We start from the raw sequence: 21,997 nt of genomic DNA on the forward strand, positions 1-21,997 counted from the left end.
GTAGACGCCATACACTATGAACAAGCAATTATTTGACGACTTTAGTGAGGTTTCCGCAAAACAGTGGAAGCAAAAAATTCAGTTTGATCTAAAAGGAAAAGACTATAATGAAACCCTTATTTGGAAAACCACAGAGGGTATTGATGTTAAACCTTTTTATACAGATGAAGATACACAAGACACTTTTAAAGCACCGGTTAATAATGAGCAATGGCTTATTAACCAAAAGGTTTACGCAGGCGATGAAAAAATAGCCGCTAAGCTTGCTTTAGATTATATTGCCAGAGGTGCAGAAAGCATCCGATTTGAAATACCTTCTGATAGTACACATTTAGATGTTTTACTAAAAGACTTTCCATTTGAAACTACACCAGTATACTTATACTTTCATTTTCTATCGCAACAATTTATAGAAGAAGCGCAAGCATTTTTAAGTGCCAAAAATGCTAAGGGGTACATGGTATTAGATATTATTGGTAACTTGGCAGAAACAGGTAATTGGTATCAAAGTTTAACAGAAGACCATGAGGTATTAGAAAATGCTTTGGCACACCAACAAAGTTTTCCGTTGGCTGTAGGTATAGATACTAGCATTTACCAAAATGCAGGTGCCAATTGCACCCAACAGTTAGCCTATGCCATGGGGCATGTAAATGAGTACCTTAACCATTTACAAAACAAACCGTATTTTAAAGAGTTAACCTTTGTATTTGATGTTGCAGTAGGTACTAATTACTTCTTTGAAATTAGCAAACTAAAAGCACTACGTACCTTATGGAACACGTTGTCTGATGCATACGAGATAACCAACAACTGCTTTATTTACGCCACACCTACTAAACGTAACAAAACTATTTACGATTACAATGTAAATATGCTGCGCACAACTACCGAGTGTATGAGTGCTATTTTAGGTGGTGCCGACGCAGTAGCTAATATGCCATACGATGGCTTGTTTCATAAAGAAAATGAGTTTGGTAACCGCATTGCTCGTAATCAACTGCTTATTTTAAAACATGAGAGCTACTTTAACTTGGTTAACAACCCAACGGAAGGTACATACTATATTGAAAGTATTACCAAACAACTGGCAGAAAAAGCTTTAGCGGTTTTTAAAAGCATAGAAGCAGGTGGCGGATTTTTAGCGCAGCTAAAATCACATATTATTCAGAAAAAAATAAAAGAAAGTGCTGCAGAAGAGCAAGCCTTATTTGATGCTAATGAGTTGGTGGCTATTGGTACCAACAAGTACCCGAATCCGCAAGACGTAATGAAAAACGACTTGCAACTATATCCGTTTGTAAAAACCGATGTAAAGAAAACATTGATTGAGCCAATTTTTGGCAAACGCCTATCGGAAGCATTAGAAAAAGAACGCTTAGCTGAGGAAAAGCAATAAACGTAAACAAAAAACAAAACGTATGAGCAGAAAAGACATACAGAGTTTAACGTTAAAAAGTGCAGTAGCCACACCTACCACTGCAGCAGAAGGTTTTACCACTGCAGAAGGTATTACCGTTAAAAAAGAATACACTGAAACCGATATAGAAAACGCAGAACATTTACACTTTGCCGCTGGGATTGCTCCTAATCTTCGTGGGCCGTACAGTACAATGTATGTGATACGTCCGTGGACCATTAGACAATACGCAGGGTTTTCTACGGCAGAAGAAAGTAATGCCTTTTACAGACGTAATTTAGCTGCCGGACAAAAAGGACTTTCTGTAGCATTTGACTTAGCCACGCACCGAGGGTATGACAGTGACCATGAACGTGTAGTGGGCGATGTTGGTAAAGCAGGGGTTGCTATTGATTCTGTAGAAGATATGAAAATATTATTCGATCAGATTCCTTTAGATAAAATGTCGGTATCTATGACTATGAACGGGGCCGTATTACCCATTATGGCCTTTTACATTGTAGCTGCGGAAGAACAAGGGGTAAGTCCTGACCTATTATCGGGTACCATACAAAACGATATTTTAAAGGAATTTATGGTGCGTAATACATACATCTACCCACCTACTCCTTCCATGAAAATTATTGCTGATATTTTTGAATATACCAGCAAAAACATGCCACGCTTTAACAGCATTAGTATTTCTGGTTATCACATGCAAGAGGCAGGTGCAACTGCCGATATTGAATTGGCTTATACCCTATCAGACGGTTTAGAATACATACGTACAGGACTAAAAGCAGGAATGGATATTGATAGCTTTGCTCCACGTCTTTCATTTTTCTGGGCTATTGGTATGAATCATTTTATGGAAATAGCAAAAATGAGAGCTGGGCGTATGCTATGGGCAAAATTGGTTAATCAATTTAGTCCTAAAAATGCTAAATCATTGGCATTGCGTACACACTGCCAAACCAGCGGATGGAGTTTAACAGAACAAGACCCGTTTAACAATGTTGCACGTACGTGCATAGAAGCAGCAGCAGCAGCATTTGGAGGTACTCAAAGTTTACACACCAATGCACTTGATGAAGCTATTGCCTTACCTACCGATTTTTCGGCGCGTATTGCACGTAACACACAGTTATATCTGCAACAAGAAACCCATATTACCAAAACAGTAGACCCTTGGGCTGGTAGTTATTACATTGAAAATCTGACCAAAGAAATTGCAGATAAAGCCTGGAAACTTATTGAAGAAGTTGAAGAGTTAGGTGGAATGACCAAAGCTATTGAAGCAGGTATTCCTAAAATGCGCATTGAAGAAGCTGCAGCAAGAAAACAAGCACGTATAGATAGTGGACAAGATATTATTGTGGGGGTTAATAAATACCGCTTAAAACAAGAAGATCCGCTACAAATATTAGAGGTAGACAACCAAGAAGTACGCAGACAGCAAATTGCACGCTTGGAAAAAATAAAAGCCACTAGAGACAACCAGGCAGTAACGGAGGCTTTAGCTAAAATAACCGAAGCAGCTAAAACCGGTAAAGATAATTTACTAGCGCTTGCAGTAGATGCTGCCAGAAAAAGAGCTACCTTAGGAGAAATTAGTGACGCCATGGAGGCGGTATTTGGAAGATACAAAGCAAAAATTCAATCGTTTAACGGAGTGTATAGTAAAGAAATTAAAGACGATGATAGTTTTGCAAAAGCAAAACAAATGGCAGATGCCTTTGCCGAAGCAGAAGGTAGACGCCCCCGTATTATGATTGCCAAAATGGGACAAGACGGGCACGACCGTGGGGCTAAAGTAGTAGCCACTGGCTACGCCGATGTGGGCTTTGATGTAGATATAGGTCCGTTATTTCAAACCCCGGCAGAAGCCGCCAAACAAGCTGTGGAAAATGATGTCCATATTTTAGGGGTATCATCCTTAGCAGCCGGACATAAAACTCTGGTTCCGCAAGTAATTGAAGAACTTAAAAAGTATGATAGAGAAGATATTATGGTTATTGTTGGTGGTGTAATACCGCAACAAGATTATGATTATCTGTTTAAATCTGGAGCAGTAGCCGTATTTGGTCCTGGTACTAAAATCAGTGACGCTGCTATTCAAATATTAGAAATTCTGAGCGAAGAGTAATTTCTAGTTACTCAGAAAACAAGTATATTTGCATCCCATTAATTACGGGATGTAGCGCAGTCTGGTAGCGTACACGCATGGGGTGCGTGTGGTCGCTGGTTCGAATCCAGTCATCCCGACGAAAAACAAAAAAGTCTTGAATCTTCAAGACTTTTTTATTTCTAGGAACATTTAATTTTAAGTTTTTTCTTCCTTTTAAGATCGGTTTAACATACAAAATACAATATATGCTATAGATTAACGTTTCTATGACATTTTTTTTAGCATAGAAAGAAGTATTTTATTTATTTTAGACCAAATTCCATTTCGTTCTATTAAAGGTTATGGTTTTTTGCCCCATTATAATAACTCTAATAACTATTAAATGCTGTTCAATTCTATTGATTTTGCTATTTTTCTTCCAGTCGTGTTTTGTCTCTACTGGTTTGTAACCAACAAAAACTTAAAACTTCAAAACTTATTAATAGCGCTTTCAAGCTATCTTTTTTATGGTTGGTGGGATTGGCGCTTTTTATCATTAATTCTTTTTAGTACTATAGTTGACTACTCCATTGGTTTAGGACTATTACACCAAAAGAAATCAAGTAAAAGAAAAACACTACTCTGGATTAGTATGTTAGTAAACTTAGGTTTTCTAGGTTTTTTTAAATACTTCAACTTTTTTGCAGAAAGTTTTGCTGATGCCTTTACTCTACTAGGGAACCCTATAGAACCTACACATTTAAACATAGTACTACCAGTGGGTATAAGCTTTTATACATTTCAAACAATGAGTTATACCATAGATGTGTACAAAGAAAAACTAGAACCGACCAAAGACTTTATTGCCTTTACTGCTTTTGTTAGTTTCTTTCCTCAATTAGTCGCTGGGCCCATTGAAAGAGCTACACATTTACTACCCCAATTTTATAAAAAACGAACGTTTAACTATGCGCTTGCTGCAGACGGAATGCGACAAATTTTATGGGGACTGTTTAAAAAGGTGGTTATAGCAGATAATTGTGCGGAACTAGCCAATCAGATTTTTAATAATCATACTGAAATGAGTGGTAGTACACTTGTTTTGGGCGCCATTCTCTTCACATTTCAAATTTATTGTGACTTCTCAGGATATTCAGATATTGCTATAGGAACATCTCGCTTATTTGGGTTTGATTTAATGCGTAATTTTGCATTCCCATACTTTTCAAGAGATATTGCTGAATTTTGGAGAAGATGGCATATTTCATTATCTACATGGTTTAGAGATTATTTATATATACCCTTAGGTGGTAGTCGAGGAGGTACTTGGATGAAAGTTAGAAATACTTTCATTATATTTTTAGTGAGTGGTTTTTGGCATGGCGCTAATTGGACTTTTGTAATTTGGGGAGGTATTAATGCATTATATTTTCTCCCACTCCTACTTACTAATAAAAATAGAAACAACATAGATGTGATAGCAAAAGATAAAATACTTCCTTCTTTTAAAGAGTTTTCACAAATACTAACCACTTTTTCCCTAACCGTTCTTGCTTGGATATTTTTTAGAGCTGAAAGCATTAGTCATGCAATAAGTTATATTTCAGGGATATTTTCTACATCACTTCTTAGTGTTCCTAAAATTCCAAATGCTAGTGGAGTAGCCACTACCATCATTTTAACTATTATATTTGTTATGATTGAATGGGCTGGTAGAGATGGACAATACGCAATTGAAAAAATAGGCATTAGATGGAAAAAACCAGTTAGATGGGCTATGTATTATGCTATTCTAATTGCTTTTTTATGGTTTGGTGGAAAACAACAAGAATTTATTTACTTTCAATTTTAGTATTTATGAAAAAATTCCTTTTAAAAACATTCATTTTTGGTGCTATATTTTTATTCCTTCTGATTATAAAAAAACATGTACTTCCCTATTATACTGGTGATGCTACTTTTATGACTAAACTGGAAGATTTCGATTCAAAATCGAAAAAATTCAATACTGTTTTCTTTGGTTCAAGCAGAATTCACAGACATGTAAATACAACATTACTAGATTCGATTTTAAATGATTACAATATCTCCTCCTATAATCTTTCGGTTGCAGGCACTTACAACCCTGAATCTTATTATTTATACGAAAACTTTATAGATAATAAAACTAATGGAGAAATAAAATTAGCATTTGTAGAATTACAAGCGCTATATCAATATTCCGAAAATAATTATGAAACTACTAAAGGTAGTTATTGGAATACCGAAAAGTATCTTGACTATTCTTTAAACTATATTGAAAACTCAAATTATACAGAAGAACAAAAAAAAGAAATGTCAGACTCATACTTTAAAAGTTATTTGTATGGTTATTATGATTTTTCAATATTTTCTAACATTACAAAAGTAGCTTTAAACCTTACTAAGGTTAGTAAAAATGGTTTTGATCCATTGGAAAGTAAAATGAGTAAAGGTAATAGTGCTTTAATGAAAAGATGGAATGATTTCAGAGCTGACACTTCAGCTCTAAATGACAGAATTAAAGCCACATTAACGCCTATAGCAGAAAGCAAGGAAAATACTTACCACTTAAACTTTTTAAAGAATCTTATCAACAAATCTAAAGCAAAAGGAATTCAATTGATTTATATTCTACCTCCTAGATTAACTTTAGAGCACTATAAAGAATTAGTACCTATTTGCAATAAACTACCTAGTAATAATATTATTAAGCTAAACGATTACAACAAGTATCGTGAGCTTTATGAAGTGAAGTATTCTTTTGACATTGGACATTTAAATAATGAAGGTGCAAACATTTTCACTACGTACTTAGCAGAAGAAATAACTTCTAAAATACACTCCTCAGAAACGGTGTCTAATTAAATAATATAAGCAAAACTGTTATATATATTTTTAACATAAGAGTTCACTTTTTTCGTCTGCGAAAATCATTTTTTTAAAAGACGAAGAAAGTGAACTATTTTTTATTTCCTCCATCAAATATTCCAAACTCCACTTATCCTTTCCAATTTTTTAGAATTTCGTTTTTTCTATAACTTACCATTTGTTTGATAAGATCGGTTGGTAACGGTTTGTTGAATGGAAATTGAACAGAACCTTTTCCTTGTTTGTATTCCTTTAATTCTTCTGCAAAAGCCTCCATAGTTGTAGGAAACGGATAAAAACCTATAAACTTAGCATAGGCTGCCATCATAATCTGTTGGTCGCGCTTACCATTGGGTACCAAAGTAAAGGAAGGTACTTTATAATTAAGCACCTCAACAGCATCAGGTGCTACTTCTTTTACCAATGCTCTAATCTCTTGTAACATGATTTGCGCTTCAGGGGGTTGATGATTGATATAATCATCAATCGTTTTAAAAGTAGGCATAGGTCCTTTCTTGGCCATCGTAATTAGTTTTTAGAACTACTAAAATAGCAATTATTGTAAACTAGCTACTCCAATGCTCCCATAAGTCCCCAACCATTGGCTTTATCTATTACAACACAACTAATGGTATTAGTACCTTTATGCAGTGGTATATATAAACTATTAGTGTACAAACTCAAATGCCCCATATACTGTACCCCTTTAGCTCTAAAAGCATTGGAACCACTAAACAACAGCACACCATTTACATACACCCTTATTTTATCACTATAATCAAACGAAAACTTTTTAAAGGTATCTTCATCTACTTCAACTTGAGTTGTAGCAATTGCAAAGGCTTCTCCGTTTTGCTCGAAATTACCTTTAGAAGATTTCTTTACATATTTTGATATAGGCAACAAACCCGTAGGCTCTGTAGGTACTATTTGTACTGTCTCATTAGCAAAAGTTGCTAACTGAAAAGTAGCCTCATTATAAGGCATAGCTTTAGTAACCTCCCACTTTTTAATAATGGCTTTATTTTGAGTAGGCTCTACTATTTTTTGAGGCTTTTGTTCGGGTACTTGCTTGCTATACTTAAAATTAGCAAATCTGTTGCGAAACAATGCAAACAATCCGAATGCTCCGTTTTTCTGGTTGGTTCTTAAATTCTCAACACTTAACACATATTCATTATTTACATACACCTCTGCACTATGGTCAAAAACATGTAAGGTTAAAGTATTCCATCCGGTATGCTTAAAAAATACCTGCGCTTGATATTCTGGGTACAATTGCCATGCTAATTCATCGTTAAACGTTGGTGTATATTGTACTGCATCTACTTGCCCAGATTTATGCATACGCATATACACCTCTTCGGCATTTGTATTTTGTTGTCTAAAAAACAAGCCTGCAAAACTTCGTTTGTTATTGGCATATACATCAACAGATAATATTCCTGTGGTAAAATCAAGATTCTTAACTTGTGCTTTTCCGTTTAGCACGAGTGTTTGTTTTCCCTGAAATGTTTCAAAAGTAGTCTCTTCATTAACCTTCCAATGAGCCTTATCAAAAGGTATCGCTATCAAATTTTGTGCATTACCATATACACAAAGTAGTAATGCAAAAAAGCTAAGTATTTTTATCATAAGTAGATTTTTAAAATTTATTCAAAAAGTTTATCGGTGGCTTTAATCAATTCAGCTTCAGGTAAAAAACGGTCGCCAATGGTTAAAATGGCATTCATATTATTACGTAGCTTATCTAAGCGAATTTCATCTGGGTATACAGCTGTTTGTAACAAATGCAACGCCATATCTGCCATAAGTAATCGTTGTTTATCTAACCAGTCTGCTTCACCCATCTTTGCAGGATGTGCTAAATAGGCTGCTTCAACCTTTGCGTGAAGCTCCCAACTGGTTGCTATCATTTCTCTTTTCTCTTTTTCTGTCATAGTATATTTATTATGTATATAAGGGTTTGGCAACACCTACACTATCTCGGTAGGCCTGTGGAGACAAAGCTGCTTTCTTTTTAAAAAACCTGCTAAAGTAGTACTCATCATCATACCCTAAATCATAGGCTATTTCCTTTACCGTTTTATTTGTTAAGTACAATTCTCTTTTAGCTTCAATAACAATACGATCTGTTATTAAATCGGTCATAGTTTTATTAAAATAAGTTTTCGTTAGCTTAGCTAGTGCTTTCTGACTCATGGTTAACATTTCTGCATACTCACTAGCCTTGTGTTTTGTTTTGTAATGAAGGTTGATAAAATCTTTCAGTTTTTGCAATACAAAAGGTTCTTCCTTTTCATTACTTATATGCTGTAACTGCGATTCTTGTTGTTGGGTTTTTAACCTAGAAGCGGTAATAAGAAATATTTTTAAGTAAGACACTAATAGCTCGTACTGTGCTAAGCCTTGCTGCTGCATTTCATCTTTCATTTGGTCTATTAACAGATCCAATTTTAGACGGTCCCTCTCAGTAATGGTTAGCTGCGGCGATGTATAAATATTATTAAACAACACCCCATCACAAGCTACCTCTTTCTGATGCTTGTAAATACAAAAAAAGTCTGGGTGAAAATGAATTACCAATGCTTCCAAATCTGTTACTGATGTTAACATAAAAGGTTGGTGAGGAGAAAAGCAAAACATAGCTCCCTCATTATAGGCATATTCAGAAAAATCTGCATTCACATGACCTTTTCCTTTTTTAATCCAAATTAGGGAATATTGATTTAGACGTTGCACCTGATTTAAAGAATCCTTTTCTATAGTACGAATTTGAAAAGCAAGATTTCCTGTTTTCGGATCTATTAACGTAAAACGCTCAGGTTGTGTCATTATTTTGGTGTTTGAAGTTTAGTGAGTTTAAAAGTTAAGTCGTAATAATACACCTAACGCTTACACATAATTTCACTTTTTTTTAAAAAATTCTTAATTATAGATATATTTGTATCTGTAACAAAAAACAGCCCTTTCCATATAGATAAATGAGTTATGGGAAAGAGCTATTTTTAGGGATTGGCTTACAAACTAATTGCTTCAGGGAAGTCAACTGGTACCTTAGTAAGGTTGTGTAAATAGTTCATAGCTGTTTTTTCACTTACTTGAAGAATCAAATCTACTAAATGCTCGTTGGTATACCCTACTTCTAAAAAGCGTTGTACATTTTCTGGTGCAGCAGTCCCTCTGTTTTTTGTAATATCAGCAGCTAAAATTACTAACGCTTCTAATTTAGGGGAATCACTTTCTGCTTTTCTTAAACCAATGATCTCTGCATCGGTAAATCCATTCATTTTACCAACAACAGTATGTGCACTAAGACAATACACACAACCATTAACTTCACTTACTATTAAATTAATAGCTTCCTTTTCTTTGTTAGTAAAAGAGCTTTTTGCATTCTGATAATTTAAGAAACGTTCTAAACCGTTTGCAGAATACCCTATGGTAGCATACAAATTTGGCACAAAACCTAAGGCTTTATTCAAATTATCAAAAATAGCTTGATTGGTTGTAGATACCTGGTCTTTTGTTGGTACTGCAAATTCTAAAGTTTTTACTTCTTCCATTTTTTTATGTTTTAAAGTTTAACATTACAAAGATGCTAACCAACGCGTTACCCTAAAATGGATAGTTGGCGCCAATGAATGGACAAAATTTCCTGGGTACTAAAACGCTAATTAGAAATACTAACCGACTTTTGAATGTATTGTTTACTTTGCAGTTGTGCTAACATAAAACTGGCTACATCTGCCTTACTAATTTTTAAGGTTAACTTTTTCTGATCAGCTCCAAAACCGCGCTTGAACTGATTTGTTATACCTCCATCTGTTAGAGCACTTGGACGCACTAGCGTATAGGCTAAATTAGTATTAGCAATTAATTGCTCTTGCTGCTTATGGTCTTCAAATGCCCTTTTTAAAAAGAAACCGAACATGAAATACTTCCAAAATGCATTTAAATTATGATAGCTATCCCCCATACCCAACGTAGTCTGACAAATAAAGCGTTGCACATGTAATTGTTCCATAGCAACGATTATATTTCGGGTTCCTGTGGTACGAATGATTCCTTTCCTCCCATCACCCAAAGCACACAACACAGCATCATGCCCATTTATTGCTTTTTCTACATCTTCTTTTTGAGCAGCATCGCCTAGTTCTATTCTAAGATTCTTATGATGTAAAGCCCCTAACTTTTCAGCTGATCTTACAAATGCAGTTACTATATAGCCAAGCTCTAGTGCCTGTTTTACAATTTCGCTACCTACGGCACCATTGGCACCAAATACAATAATTTTCATTTTCTTATTTTTTAATTACGGTACAAAATTGAACGATACTGTAAAAAGAAAATAGAATAAAAGCGACACTGCTTATAATGTAAATTTTTTAGGTGTACTACCTGTAAAAGCTTTAAAAACACGAATAAAATGAGATTGATCTGAAAATCCGTTTTCAAATACCACATCACTTAGTGAGCTATAATCTTTAGAGGTAAGATGTACTAATGAGGTTTGAAATTGTATAACTTTAGCAAATTGCTTAGGTGATAATCCTGTTTCTAACAAAAAGCGACGTTCTAAAGTTCTTCTGTTTATACCTAACGAATTTACAATTGACTGTACTGTTTGTTGTCCCTTTGAAGCAAAAATCAAATCGATTGCTTGATACACATCAAAATCTAACTGTTGCTTTTTCTTTTCAAAATAAAACAATAACAACTCCGTAATAGTTTGTACACAAGTATCAATATCTTGTTTTTTAAGCTTCTCCACCAATTCACCTAGCAAAAATTCTTTTTCGTCATCCAAATAGTAACAATCATCATTAATGCTTTTAGGAGCTACCTCAAAAAAGGAGCGAAGTACAAAAGGATATAACTGAAAAATAACAATGACATAAGTACCATCTAACTCTAATGTAATAGGCTGTATGGTTTGCCCATATAAAAATATAGGTGGCATTTGTTTGTTATGTGGTGCTACCACCAAACCTTTTGGTGCATTGTAATACATTAACCCCGGACATCCATCGGCAAAAAACGGAATAGAATTTTTCTTAGAAGCATCTAAGTTTTCTAAAATCACAATGTTTTTTACAAAGAGTGAGATTGATTCTGCTGGTTTAATATAGTACTGAGTCACTGATTACGGCTATAGATGCAAATGTATAAAAGATATTACAATAGCTAAAAACACATTGTTACACATAACAGTTACAAACCAAATAATCTCTTGCAAATTTAATCTTTAAAAAGCGACAAAAAATCGTTCAATAACACTTTCGTTATAAAGCATAAAAACACGACGAAAGCCTTTATTAACAAGTAGTTAAGTTTAGGTAAATTGTTATTTTTGACCCGATTTTAAGTTATCAAATTACCTACATTTGAACGCTCCAAAAAAATAACCTTAGAACTTACATGTTCACAAACACTAAAATGAAATAATTAATTTTACTATGAAAAAACAATTACTTTTAACCAAGTGGTTACTTGTTTTATGTATTTCCTTATTTTTTGGTTTTACGCAATTGCAGGCTCAAACCCTTTCTCCAGGTGATATTGCTATTATCGGAGTTGGAGTAGATTCAGAAGACGTTTACCTTGTTGCATTAAAAGACATAAATGCAGGCGAGATTATTTTCATTACAGATGAAGAAGCTTCTACCTCTGGATCTTTTAACTCTGGAGAAGGTTTTTTCAGTTTTACTACTCCAAACATAACTGCAGGAGATGTTTTTATGTTTAAAACAAGTGGAGTAACAGATATTGAAGGATCTGGAACTATTTCTGTAACCGGACATTCAGGTGCTTTTACTTTAAGCAATAGTGGTGATGGAGTTTACATATACCAATCTGCTAGTAACACCTATAACGGTAATGATTATACCTTTTTAGGCTTTGCTGGAGAAGATTCAGGTGATGGTTCTATAGCCCCTGGATTAACAGAAGGCACTACTGCTATATATTTTGGTGGAGATAACGGTAGATATGACGGCACAAGAACTGGTCTGGATCAAGCAGGTTTTTTAGCTGAAATTTATAATCCTACTAACTGGTCTACTTCTGGTTCTACAATGACTTACGACACTACTGATTTTAGTTTTACTCCATCAGCATGCGCATTTTCATTCGGAGAAGCAACGTATACTTGTAACAGTAATACTTTAGGTAATAATAATGATACTGTTCTAATTAGCATTCCTTACACAGGAAGCAGCTCTAACATAACTTCTGTTACAACTTCTAGTGCTGGTGTAATTGGCGGTGATGACCCTACTACTGTTGCAGATGGAACAATAACAATTTCAGGATTATCTGAAGGTGACGCTTGGGATATTATAATAAACGGAGGAGATTGTGATGGTCTTGCAATAATTGAAACTGTTGGTGCTGCCATTTGTGACCCAGCCCCTACTACTTGTTTTGATTTAAGCACAGGTGCCGAGCTTTTTGAATTGGTTCCTGTAACTATGAACACGCAAGGTGACGAGTGGACATACAGCTCAGGAAGTTATAGCATGAATGGATATTGTGGATCTGGATGTACTGAGGAATCTGATACGTGGTTAGTTTTTGGACCATTAGACACTACTGGTGTTACTAACTTATCTTTATTATTTGAAAGCTCTGAAAGCTATTCTGGAACAGATTTATTAGTACAATATACTACTGCTTACTCTGGTTGCCCTACAAGTACTTCTTGGAACACCCTTGCTACTATAGCAAATGATGGTGACCAAAATATTGATTTATCGTCTGTTTCTGGTACCGATATTTTTATTGCTATTCAATACTACGATAACGACGGAACATATTCTTCATGGTCTCTTTATAACGTGGAATTAGAATCTTATGGTAGTTGCCCAGTATTGGGTACAAGACCTACTTCTAACTGTGCTATATGTGATATAGCTTTAGGAGAAGCTTCTTACGAATGTGATGCTATTACCAACGGTGCAGATACTGTTACCATTAGTATCCCATATACAGGTATTGAGAATACAATTACCTCTTTAAGTACTACAGCTACTGGGGCTATTATTGGTGGTGATGACCCTGCTTTGGTTGCAGATGGTACCATTATTATTACTGGTTTAGCAGAAGGAGATGCTTGGGACTTAACCATTAACGGAGGAGAATGTGACGGTAACACACTTTCAGGAACTATTTCTGATGTTATTTGTTTACCTTGCCCTGCTACAGAAGGTGATTTAATTATTACTGAAATTATGCAAAACCCTAATATTGTTTCAGATGACAATGGAGAATATTTTGAAGTATACAATACTACAGGGGCGGCAATTGATATGCTTGGTCTTGTTATAGGATCTAATAACGCATCGGAAGAATTTACAGTAGATACTTCTGTTATTGTACCAGCTGGTGGATATGTGATTTTTGGAAAAAGTGCTGATACAGCTATTAATGGTGGTGTTGAAGTAGACTATGAATACCACAGTTCATTCTACTTAGGTAACGGAGCAGACCAAGTAACCATATCTTGCCCAGGTTCTGGAAATGTTATTGATGAAGTGGTATATGACGGTGGTACGGCTTTCCCTGACCCTACTGGATCAGCTATGGAACTAAGCTTTGCTAGTTATAACAGTACAGATAATGACAATGGAGCTAATTGGTTTGAATCTCTAATTCCGTTTGGTGACGGTGACTACGGCACACCAAGATACAAAGGAAATTATTGGACAGGTGCTACAAGTACAGCTTGGACAGATGCTTCTAACTGGGAAGATACTCAAGTACCTATTACAGAAGATGCTGTTGCTATACCAGTATTATCTGGTTTAACTAACGAACCTACTATTACAAGTGGTGTTACAATAAGCAACCTAACTATTGGTTCTGGTGCTACACTTACAGTTGCATCAGGTGCAGCTATTGTAGTAACAGGAATTTCAGAAGGTACTGTTACAGTTGAAAGAGACTTAACAAATGCATGGCATTTAGTTTCTTCTCCGGTAGCCAATTTTACTCTAGAAGATTTTATTGCTGATAATTCATTAGCTACTGGTACTGGTAGTAATATAGGTTTAGCATCGTATGATACTGCTACCGATAGTTGGTTATATTCAACAGCAGCTACTACAGGCAACTGGACATCTGGTAACGGTTATACAACCTTATTATCTGGAGCTTCTACGGTAAGCTTTACAGGTACTATACCAACTACAGATATAACCACAACTATTACTTCAGGTGGTACCTACGATTTTGGTTTGGTAGGTAACCCTTATCCTGCTTATATAACTATTGACGACTTATTTTCTGCTAACAGTGCAGTGTTAAATGAAAATACAGTTTGGATGTGGGATGGTACACAATATGTTACTTTAAACACATTAAACGCTGGTTACATTGCTCCGTCACAAGGATTCTTTGTTAGTGGTGCTGGTGCTGTTAGTTTTACAAAAGATATGCAAACAACCAACACAGCAACTTTCTACAAAACTACAAGTGACGATACGCATACATTAGAAAATGTAAACCAGGAAGAAATTGGAATGTTCAGACTTGCACTAACCAACAACGTTCAAAACGTTAGTACAGATATTTATTTTGTACCAGGTGCAACACCAGGATTTGATAATGGCTATGATAGTTCTATGTTCTCTAGCGCTAACCCTGCTTTAGCCGTTTATACAACTACTGCTGCTAACGATGTTACTAATAAATTGGCTATTCAAGCTATACCAACATCAGGCTATGCACAAATGTCAGTTCCTGTAGGTGTTATATCTTCAAATGGTGGTTCTGTAACCTTCAGTTTATCTCAAATGGTAGACTTACCAGTTGGGGTTCACATATATTTACAAGATAACTTAAATGGTACCACTACACAATTAGATACTTTTGGAGCTTATTATGAAGTAGCCATACCAGCAGGTTATAACGGAACTGGAGATTTCTTTTTAAACATTACTAACGATGCTTTAGCCACAGATAACGTTTCTCTTACTACAGCAGAATTAATTACAAAAGGAAATGTAGTTACAATTTTAAATCTTGAACAAGATGCAACCTTAAATGTTTACAACATGTTAGGACAAAAAGTTCAAACAACTAACCTGCAAGGTGCAAATAATCAATCAATCCAAGTATCAGTAACAACAGGAACCTACATTGTTTCTTTAGAAACTGAGAATGCTCAAATTACTAAGAAAATTATTATCAGAAATTAAATTAAGACCAACAACTTAGAAGAATTTATAGAAGGTTCTTCTAAGTTGTATATCAATACATAAACCTATTAGTATTATGGCTACTAAAAAAGAAAATCAACAAGAAGAGCTTATCACGAGAAAAGAAGCTCTTAAAAAAATCGGAACTTACAGTAAGTATGCAGCAGTAACAGCTTTAGGAACTTACATTATGCTAAACCCTAAAAAATCTCAAGCCCAAAGTCCTGCTACACCAGGAACTGGATTTAGAGAGGCAGTTCTTTTTGACGAACTGAACAAAAACTAAACTAACATTTTGCATAGTAAACACTTTGAAAAAGGAGCGATTTTAATCGCTCCTTTTTTTCGTTTAAAACATTAAAAAACAGCACTTTAACACATATCTACTTTTGATATTAATTTTTTAAGACAATTCCTGTTAAAAAAACAAAACCTAAGGTAAAAGATACAGCTAAAAGCCACAAAAAACCTAATTAAATTACTAATAAACAGAAAGTTAATGCTAAAAAATTATATCTTTAAAATATAAAACAAACATTGCAAAATACCCTCTAAACATTCCATTTTCACGATTTAATCATTTTATCATAAATTAACAAAAACAAAATAAAACATATTCATAATTGTTTAATCTTCATAATAATCAGCCTTTAATTAAATTATTATAACAAAAAATCATTTCTAATAGAAATATCAAAAACAAATAATTAAATAAAATACTGATTAACAACACATTACAAACAAAAACTCTCAACACCTCAACAATCACTTTTATACATAAAAACTACTTTATTTACTCCAACTGATTATGCTTCAATATATTTAACAAAGTATTTTTATACTGTAAAGTAATTTTAACATCAAATCAAAACGTTTTTCTTACATTTGTTCCTGAAAAGCTGCTTTGTTAAAGCACTAAAAATTAATAGAAATTATGGCGATCAAATTACCCAGGACTTTATTGTCCCTTTACTTAACCATGGCTTTTTCCCTAGCTCTTACTTGCTCATGGGGACAAACCTTAACAGCAGGTGATTTTGCCATTGTTGGTTTTAATGCCAACGATGAGTATGTTACCATTGCTGCCTTATCAGACATTCCTTCTGGAGAAACGGTTTTCTTTACAGACGAAGAATGGAATGGAGCAACCTTTAATACAGGAGAAGGCTTCTTAGAATGGATTACACCAACCATTTCGGCTGGTGATGTATTTACCCTAACCACTAGTGGTATGAGTGGTATTACCGGAGCAGATCAAGGTACCCTTTCAGCCCTTACTGGAAGTTTTGTACTCGGAAATGCTGGTGATGGTGTTTTCATTTATCAAACGGATGACAACACTTACAACAGTACCAACGTTAACTTTTTAAGTTTTGCTGGTGAAGATGCTACCTCAGCAGGAACACTTACTGGCACTAATTTAACCCTTGGTTATACTGCAATTTATATGGGTGCAGTAAATGGTGAATATGTTGAGACTAGAAATGACCAAGATAAAGATGGCTTTCTTTATTTAATCAATGACAACTCTAACTGGATTACCTACGGAAATGCTTCTTCATTAGTATTTGATGATACTGATTTTACCTTTACCCCTGGAAGTGTTTGTAATATTACTTTTGCCACCCCAACTTACACTTGTACCTCTGAAACTTTAGGAGCTAACAATGATCAAGTAATCGTTTCAATTCCTTTTACCGATGCAAACCCGACAATTGAATCTGTAACAACCTCAACTGTTGGTACAATTGGTGGTGATAATCCTACAACGGTTACTAATGGTATTATAACCATTTCTGGTTTAACTGAAGGTGACTACTGGGATATTGTAATAAACGGTGGTAGCTGTGATGGAATTACTTTATCTGATACTATATCAGATGTTATTTGTGATCCTTGCCCTAACGAAGGAGATCTTATTATTACAGAAATAATGCAAAACCCAAGCGCAGTAGATGATGCGTATGGTGAGTATTTTGAAGTATATAACACTACTGATCATGACATTGACATGATAGGACTTACAATTGGTTCTAACTATGCTCCAGAAGAATTTACAATAACTACTTCTTTGGTAGTTGCACCAGGAGCGTTTGTAGTATTTGGTAAAAATTCAGACACTGCTGCTAATGGAGGTGTTACACTAGATTATACCTACCCTACTACATTTAATTTAGGAAACAGTTCAGATCGTATTACTATTTCATGTAACGACGACTTAATTGATAGAGTGGCGTACGATGATGGAGCTACATTCCCAGACCCAATTGGGGCATCTATGGAACTAAATTCAGAACACTACAACAGTACCGATAATGATTTAGGAAGTAACTGGTACACCGCTACTGTTGAATACGGTAATGGTGACTACGGTACTCCTGGATATCGTGTGAATGAATGGACCGGCGCTGTTGATACAGACTGGTTTAATACCGCAAACTGGTCTAACAATACGGTACCTAATAGTTCTGATGCTGTTTACATTCCAACTGCTGCATCATTAACAAACCAGCCAACTGCTGCAACAGGTTCTATTACAATAAATAGTTTATTAATTGGTAATGGTTCAGAACTTACTATTGGTTCTGGTGTTCCAATTGTAGTTACTGATGCTGCTGAAGGTATTATTACGGTAGAAAGAGACCTTACAAATACATGGCATTACATATCTACTCCAGTAGTTGAAGCTTCTTTAGAAGATTACATTTCTTCTGCTCCTTTAGCTAGTGGTACTGGTAGTAACTTAGGATTGGCTTCTTATACTACCTCAAGTGATAGTTATGTTTACGCAACTAACGCAACAAATGGTACATGGTTTTCTGGTACAGGATATTCTACGTTACTTTCAAGTAATGCAACAGTAAGTTTAACTGGTGAGTTTCCTACTAACAATATTGCGGTAACCTTAGCTGCTGGTGGTGTTAGAGATTTTAACTTAATAGGTAACCCTTACCCATCATATGTAACGGTTGCAGATTTATTAGACCAAAATTCAGGTGTTTTAAATGAAAACACTTTATGGTTTTGGGAGAATAATCAATTTGTAACTATTAATGTTTTAAATGGTACTAATATTGCACCAATGCAAGGATTTATAGTTAGTGGTAGTGGTAACTTCTCTTTTACAACTGACATGCAAACTGTAGAAACAAGTACTTTTTACAAAACTACCAATAGCTATACACATGCTAATGTTCAGCCAGAAACTTTAAGTATGTTTAAATTACAAGTAGCCAACAGTGTTAACGCTATTTCTGCTACCGATATTTATTTAGTATCTGATGCTACAACTAGCTTTGATAACGGTTATGATAGTTCAATGTTTTCTGGTACAGCTTCAAACTTTGGTGTATATACCACTTCTGTAGCTAACGATGTAAACAACAAGCTTGCTATACAAGCCTTACCTACTACAGGATTTAATCAAATGCTAATTCCAGTTGGAGTTATTGCTAACAATGGAGGTACAGTAACTTTTAGTTTATCGCAAATTGAAAATTTACCAGCAGGAGTTCATGTATATTTACAAGACAACTTAAATGGTACAACTACGCAATTAGATACTTTTGGCGCTGATTACCAAGTTACCTTACCTACTGGATACAACGGAACAGGAGATTTCTTCATTAGCCTAACAAATGAAGCTCTTGCAACAGATAGTATTACAACAAATAATACACAAATAATTGCTAGCGGTGCTACTGTTACTGTAGTTAATTTAGAAGAAGATGCTACCTTACATTTATTCAACATGCTTGGACAACAAGTTACTAGCAAGAAAATACTTGCTGCTAACAGCCAAGATGTTTCTTTTGATGTAACACCAGGTACATATATCTTATCTTTAGAGGCTAGCACTTTTAAAGAAAACAAGAAAATCATACTTAAAAAATAAATCTTTTGGATTAATGGCTGTGTAATTTTTATGCAGCCACTAACACCCCAATACGCATAAATATGAAAACGAACTCAAACGAAAATCAAGAATTAATGACTCGTAAAGAGGCATTAAAGAAAATGGGAAAATTTGGTAAGTATGCTGCTGTAACAGCACTAGGAACTTATATTATGCTTAGTCCTAAAAAATCTCAGGCTCAAAGTCCAACTGAACCTGGTGAAGGATTTAAAGCACCTTTGCTTTTCCCCCCAGAAAAGTAAAATAATCACATTACAAAATAAAAAGTCTTAGCCCTGCTAAGACTTTTTATTTTATATGTACCTTAGTAATTAAAAGCAGACCCCATGAAAAAGAACTCCGTACTAATAAAACCTATAGAAGATAAAGCTTTTGTATGGTTTAAAAATAGTAATCAGTATAGTATTTTTGATCCATTTCTTGCCGACATTATTGAACATATAGATCAAGATACACCATTAGAGATTGTTACACAACACATACAAAATGAAACTGGTTTATCAGTAGAAAAAGTACATGAAGTAATTGACGAACTTACACAACTAATAACTACTACCCTCCCTGTGGACGATCATTCTCAAAGTACTTTTGAAATACCTGAAGCTACCTTTTACAAAACGTATTACTACACTATTAACAATGCAACCTTTTGCTTTCATTATGGAAGTGAATATGTAATGAATGAAATACACCTTAAGTTTGCACATTTAGTTACAAAAAAGGTTAAAGAACCCAACCATACAATTACCATTCTTGAGTCTGACAATACATTTTCACTACAAGTAGATGAAATATTTAATAACAATTATACGGAAGATAATTTTCATTACTTACAAGGTAAATTATCTATGTATATAATGATGTTAGCATATAAAAAACCAGAGAGAGAATGGCTAGGTGTTTTTCACGCCTCGGCTATATCATACAATGGTAAAAGCGCTATGTTATTAGGAGATTCTGGCAACGGTAAAAGCACTGCCCTAGCCATTGCTCATGCCAACGGATTTAATTGTATTGCAGACGATTTTGTACCTATGGGCTCTGCACTACAAAACATCTACCCTTTTCCGGCCGCCATATCTGTTAAAGAAAAAAGCTTACCTGTTTTAGCTAATTACTATCCTGATATAATGGAAAAGCCAAGTTTTAAAAACAGATTAGGCAAAACGGTAACTTTTATTCCAACTGACTCACATATTACTATTACTTACCCTTGCCATAACCTTATATTTATTAAATACAAAGCAGGCTCTAATTTACAAGTAGCACCAATAACAAAAACAGATGCTTTTCAGCAATTGGTACCAGACTCTTGGTTATCTCCGGAGCCAGAAAATGCAGAAATATTTTTAAATTGGTTTAACACTGTTAAGACCTATCAGCTAACCTACTCCAAAACAGAAGATTTATTAGCTACTCTAAAAGATATACTGGATGGTAACCATTAAAAACAACATATTATTTATAGGCAAGTGCCTAACACTTAAAAAGGAAACTACCCATAGAGCATATATTGAACAAAAAATAAAATCTAAGGAAATAGATTGGGAGTTAATTGTACAAATAAGTACAGCTTACTATGTTTTTCCTGCCTTATATGTAAATTTTAAAGCTGTAAATTTTTTAAAGCTTTTACCAGAAGATCTGGTTGCTTTTATGGAGCATATTTATGGTTTAAATAAAGAAAGAAATGAGCAAATTTTAGCTGAAGTTGAATCTTTGAATACCCTTTTAGTAGCTCACAATATTACTCCTATTTTTTTAAAAGGTACCGCATGTTTAGTAGATGGACTCTACGAAGATATTGGAGAGCGCATGATTGGAGATATAGACCTTATCATTGAAAAAAAAGAAACCGACCCGATTATTAAAGTACTAACTAGTAACGGTTATACTTCTGACACCGACATTTTAAACAAAACCTTTTATAGTAAGCACTTACCTCGTTTTGTGCATGAAGAAAAAATAGCTGCCTTAGAAATACACTTTAAAATTTTACAAAAAGACTCTTTAGATTACACATTTGCTAAAAGTAATATACAAGTTACTAAATCTGGCTTCTCTATAATGCAATACCCCGCACTTTTATGGCATAGTGTAGCCTCCAACTACGTAGAAGATTACGGATATCAAGTATACTCGGTACCACTTAGAAATTTTTACGACGTTTATTTATTATCATATAAGACACCATCAACAAGTGCATTTTCTGTAGCACCAAAATATCAGAAAATTGTAAATGCTTTTTTAGTCACCTGCCAGTATATTTTAGATAGTAATCAAATAGTATATGCTAAAAATAACGATACAGAAAGTTACTTACAGAACGTTTTGATACATATAGAAAACCCTGAAGACAAAGCTAAAAAAGTAGAAGAGCTAAAAGAGACCTATCTAAAAAAAGGTAGAATCAAACGCTATTTTAAAACCTTTTATAATATTCATATCTTTAAATATTACCTCCGTAAAATTTTTAAAAAGTAGTT

The 21,997-nt window shown here is 34.5% G+C and carries 17 protein-coding genes and 1 tRNA gene; 11 read left to right on the top strand and 7 right to left on the bottom strand.

Annotated elements, in window-relative coordinates:
• Window positions 1-16: 16 nt before the first annotated feature.
• The 5 genes from Y10_RS13610 (at window position 17) to Y10_RS13630 (ending at window position 6,392) form a co-directional block, all read left to right on the top strand.
• The gene (locus tag Y10_RS13610; RefSeq protein WP_281765956.1) at window positions 17-1,399 is read left to right on the top strand and encodes a methylmalonyl-CoA mutase subunit beta; all 1,383 of its coding nucleotides are present in this window, start codon (window positions 17-19) and stop codon (window positions 1,397-1,399) included.
• Window positions 1,400-1,421: 22 nt separating this feature from the next.
• Window positions 1,422-3,545 carry a methylmalonyl-CoA mutase gene (gene scpA, locus Y10_RS13615; protein WP_281765957.1) on the top strand — a complete coding sequence of 708 codons (2,124 nt, stop codon included), beginning with the start codon at window positions 1,422-1,424 and terminating at the stop codon, window positions 3,543-3,545.
• 45 nt (window positions 3,546-3,590) lie between these two features.
• Window positions 3,591-3,664, top strand: a tRNA-Pro gene (locus Y10_RS13620).
• Between the two features lie 245 nt (window positions 3,665-3,909).
• Complete coding sequence (locus Y10_RS13625) at window positions 3,910-5,358, top strand: MBOAT family O-acyltransferase (RefSeq protein WP_281765958.1); 1,449 nt, start codon at window positions 3,910-3,912, stop codon at window positions 5,356-5,358.
• Window positions 5,359-5,363: 5 nt separating this feature from the next.
• The gene (locus Y10_RS13630; RefSeq protein WP_281765959.1) at window positions 5,364-6,392 is read left to right on the top strand and encodes a hypothetical protein; all 1,029 of its coding nucleotides are present in this window, start codon (window positions 5,364-5,366) and stop codon (window positions 6,390-6,392) included.
• 133 nt (window positions 6,393-6,525) lie between these two features.
• Here the strand turns inward: Y10_RS13630 and Y10_RS13635 are convergent, their stop codons facing one another.
• The 7 genes from Y10_RS13635 to Y10_RS13665 form a co-directional block, all read right to left on the bottom strand.
• Window positions 6,526-6,918, bottom strand: a complete 393-nt coding sequence (locus Y10_RS13635) for an iron chaperone (protein WP_281765960.1) — start codon at window positions 6,916-6,918, stop codon at window positions 6,526-6,528.
• A gap of 47 nt (window positions 6,919-6,965) precedes the next feature.
• Window positions 6,966-8,030, bottom strand: a complete 1,065-nt coding sequence (locus Y10_RS13640) for a family 16 glycoside hydrolase (protein WP_281765961.1) — start codon at window positions 8,028-8,030, stop codon at window positions 6,966-6,968.
• 17 nt (window positions 8,031-8,047) lie between these two features.
• Window positions 8,048-8,335 (bottom strand): hypothetical protein, encoded by a 288-nt coding sequence (locus tag Y10_RS13645; RefSeq protein ID WP_281765962.1) that lies wholly within the window; start codon window positions 8,333-8,335, stop codon window positions 8,048-8,050.
• A 10-nt stretch (window positions 8,336-8,345) separates the two neighbouring features.
• A complete protein-coding gene (locus Y10_RS13650) occupies window positions 8,346-9,230 on the bottom strand; it encodes a helix-turn-helix domain-containing protein (protein WP_281765963.1) in 885 nt (294 codons plus the stop codon).
• A gap of 185 nt (window positions 9,231-9,415) precedes the next feature.
• Window positions 9,416-9,961 (bottom strand): carboxymuconolactone decarboxylase family protein, encoded by a 546-nt coding sequence (locus tag Y10_RS13655; RefSeq protein ID WP_281765964.1) that lies wholly within the window; start codon window positions 9,959-9,961, stop codon window positions 9,416-9,418.
• 107 nt (window positions 9,962-10,068) lie between these two features.
• A complete protein-coding gene (locus Y10_RS13660) occupies window positions 10,069-10,695 on the bottom strand; it encodes an NAD(P)-dependent oxidoreductase (protein ID WP_281765965.1) in 627 nt (208 codons plus the stop codon).
• A 72-nt stretch (window positions 10,696-10,767) separates the two neighbouring features.
• Window positions 10,768-11,538, bottom strand: coding sequence for a helix-turn-helix domain-containing protein (locus Y10_RS13665; protein WP_281765966.1), 771 nt, complete (start codon window positions 11,536-11,538; stop codon window positions 10,768-10,770).
• A gap of 316 nt (window positions 11,539-11,854) precedes the next feature.
• Between Y10_RS13665 and Y10_RS13670 the strand changes: the two genes are divergently transcribed.
• The 6 genes from Y10_RS13670 to Y10_RS13695 all read left to right on the top strand — a co-directional run bounded on the left by Y10_RS13670 (window position 11,855) and on the right by Y10_RS13695 (window position 21,995).
• Entirely contained in the window at window positions 11,855-15,595 is a 3,741-nt protein-coding gene (locus Y10_RS13670; RefSeq protein WP_281765967.1) for a lamin tail domain-containing protein, read from the top strand.
• Between the two features lie 76 nt (window positions 15,596-15,671).
• Window positions 15,672-15,881, top strand: coding sequence for a hypothetical protein (locus tag Y10_RS13675; RefSeq protein ID WP_281765968.1), 210 nt, complete (start codon window positions 15,672-15,674; stop codon window positions 15,879-15,881).
• 693 nt (window positions 15,882-16,574) lie between these two features.
• Complete coding sequence (locus tag Y10_RS13680; RefSeq protein ID WP_281765969.1) at window positions 16,575-19,490, top strand: lamin tail domain-containing protein; 2,916 nt, start codon at window positions 16,575-16,577, stop codon at window positions 19,488-19,490.
• 62 nt (window positions 19,491-19,552) lie between these two features.
• A complete protein-coding gene (locus Y10_RS13685) occupies window positions 19,553-19,753 on the top strand; it encodes a hypothetical protein (RefSeq protein WP_281765970.1) in 201 nt (66 codons plus the stop codon).
• Between the two features lie 84 nt (window positions 19,754-19,837).
• Window positions 19,838-20,959: a phosphoenolpyruvate carboxykinase (ATP) gene (locus tag Y10_RS13690; protein ID WP_281765971.1), complete on the top strand. Its 1,122-nt coding sequence runs from the start codon at window positions 19,838-19,840 to the stop codon at window positions 20,957-20,959.
• A complete protein-coding gene (locus Y10_RS13695; RefSeq protein ID WP_281765972.1) occupies window positions 20,946-21,995 on the top strand; it encodes a nucleotidyltransferase family protein in 1,050 nt (349 codons plus the stop codon). Before Y10_RS13690 ends, Y10_RS13695 begins: the two co-directional genes overlap by 14 nt.
• Window positions 21,996-21,997 lie beyond the last annotated feature (2 nt).

The sequence above is a fragment of the Neptunitalea lumnitzerae genome (genome assembly GCF_027924185.1).
Lineage (GTDB): Bacteria > Bacteroidota > Bacteroidia > Flavobacteriales > Flavobacteriaceae > Neptunitalea > Neptunitalea lumnitzerae.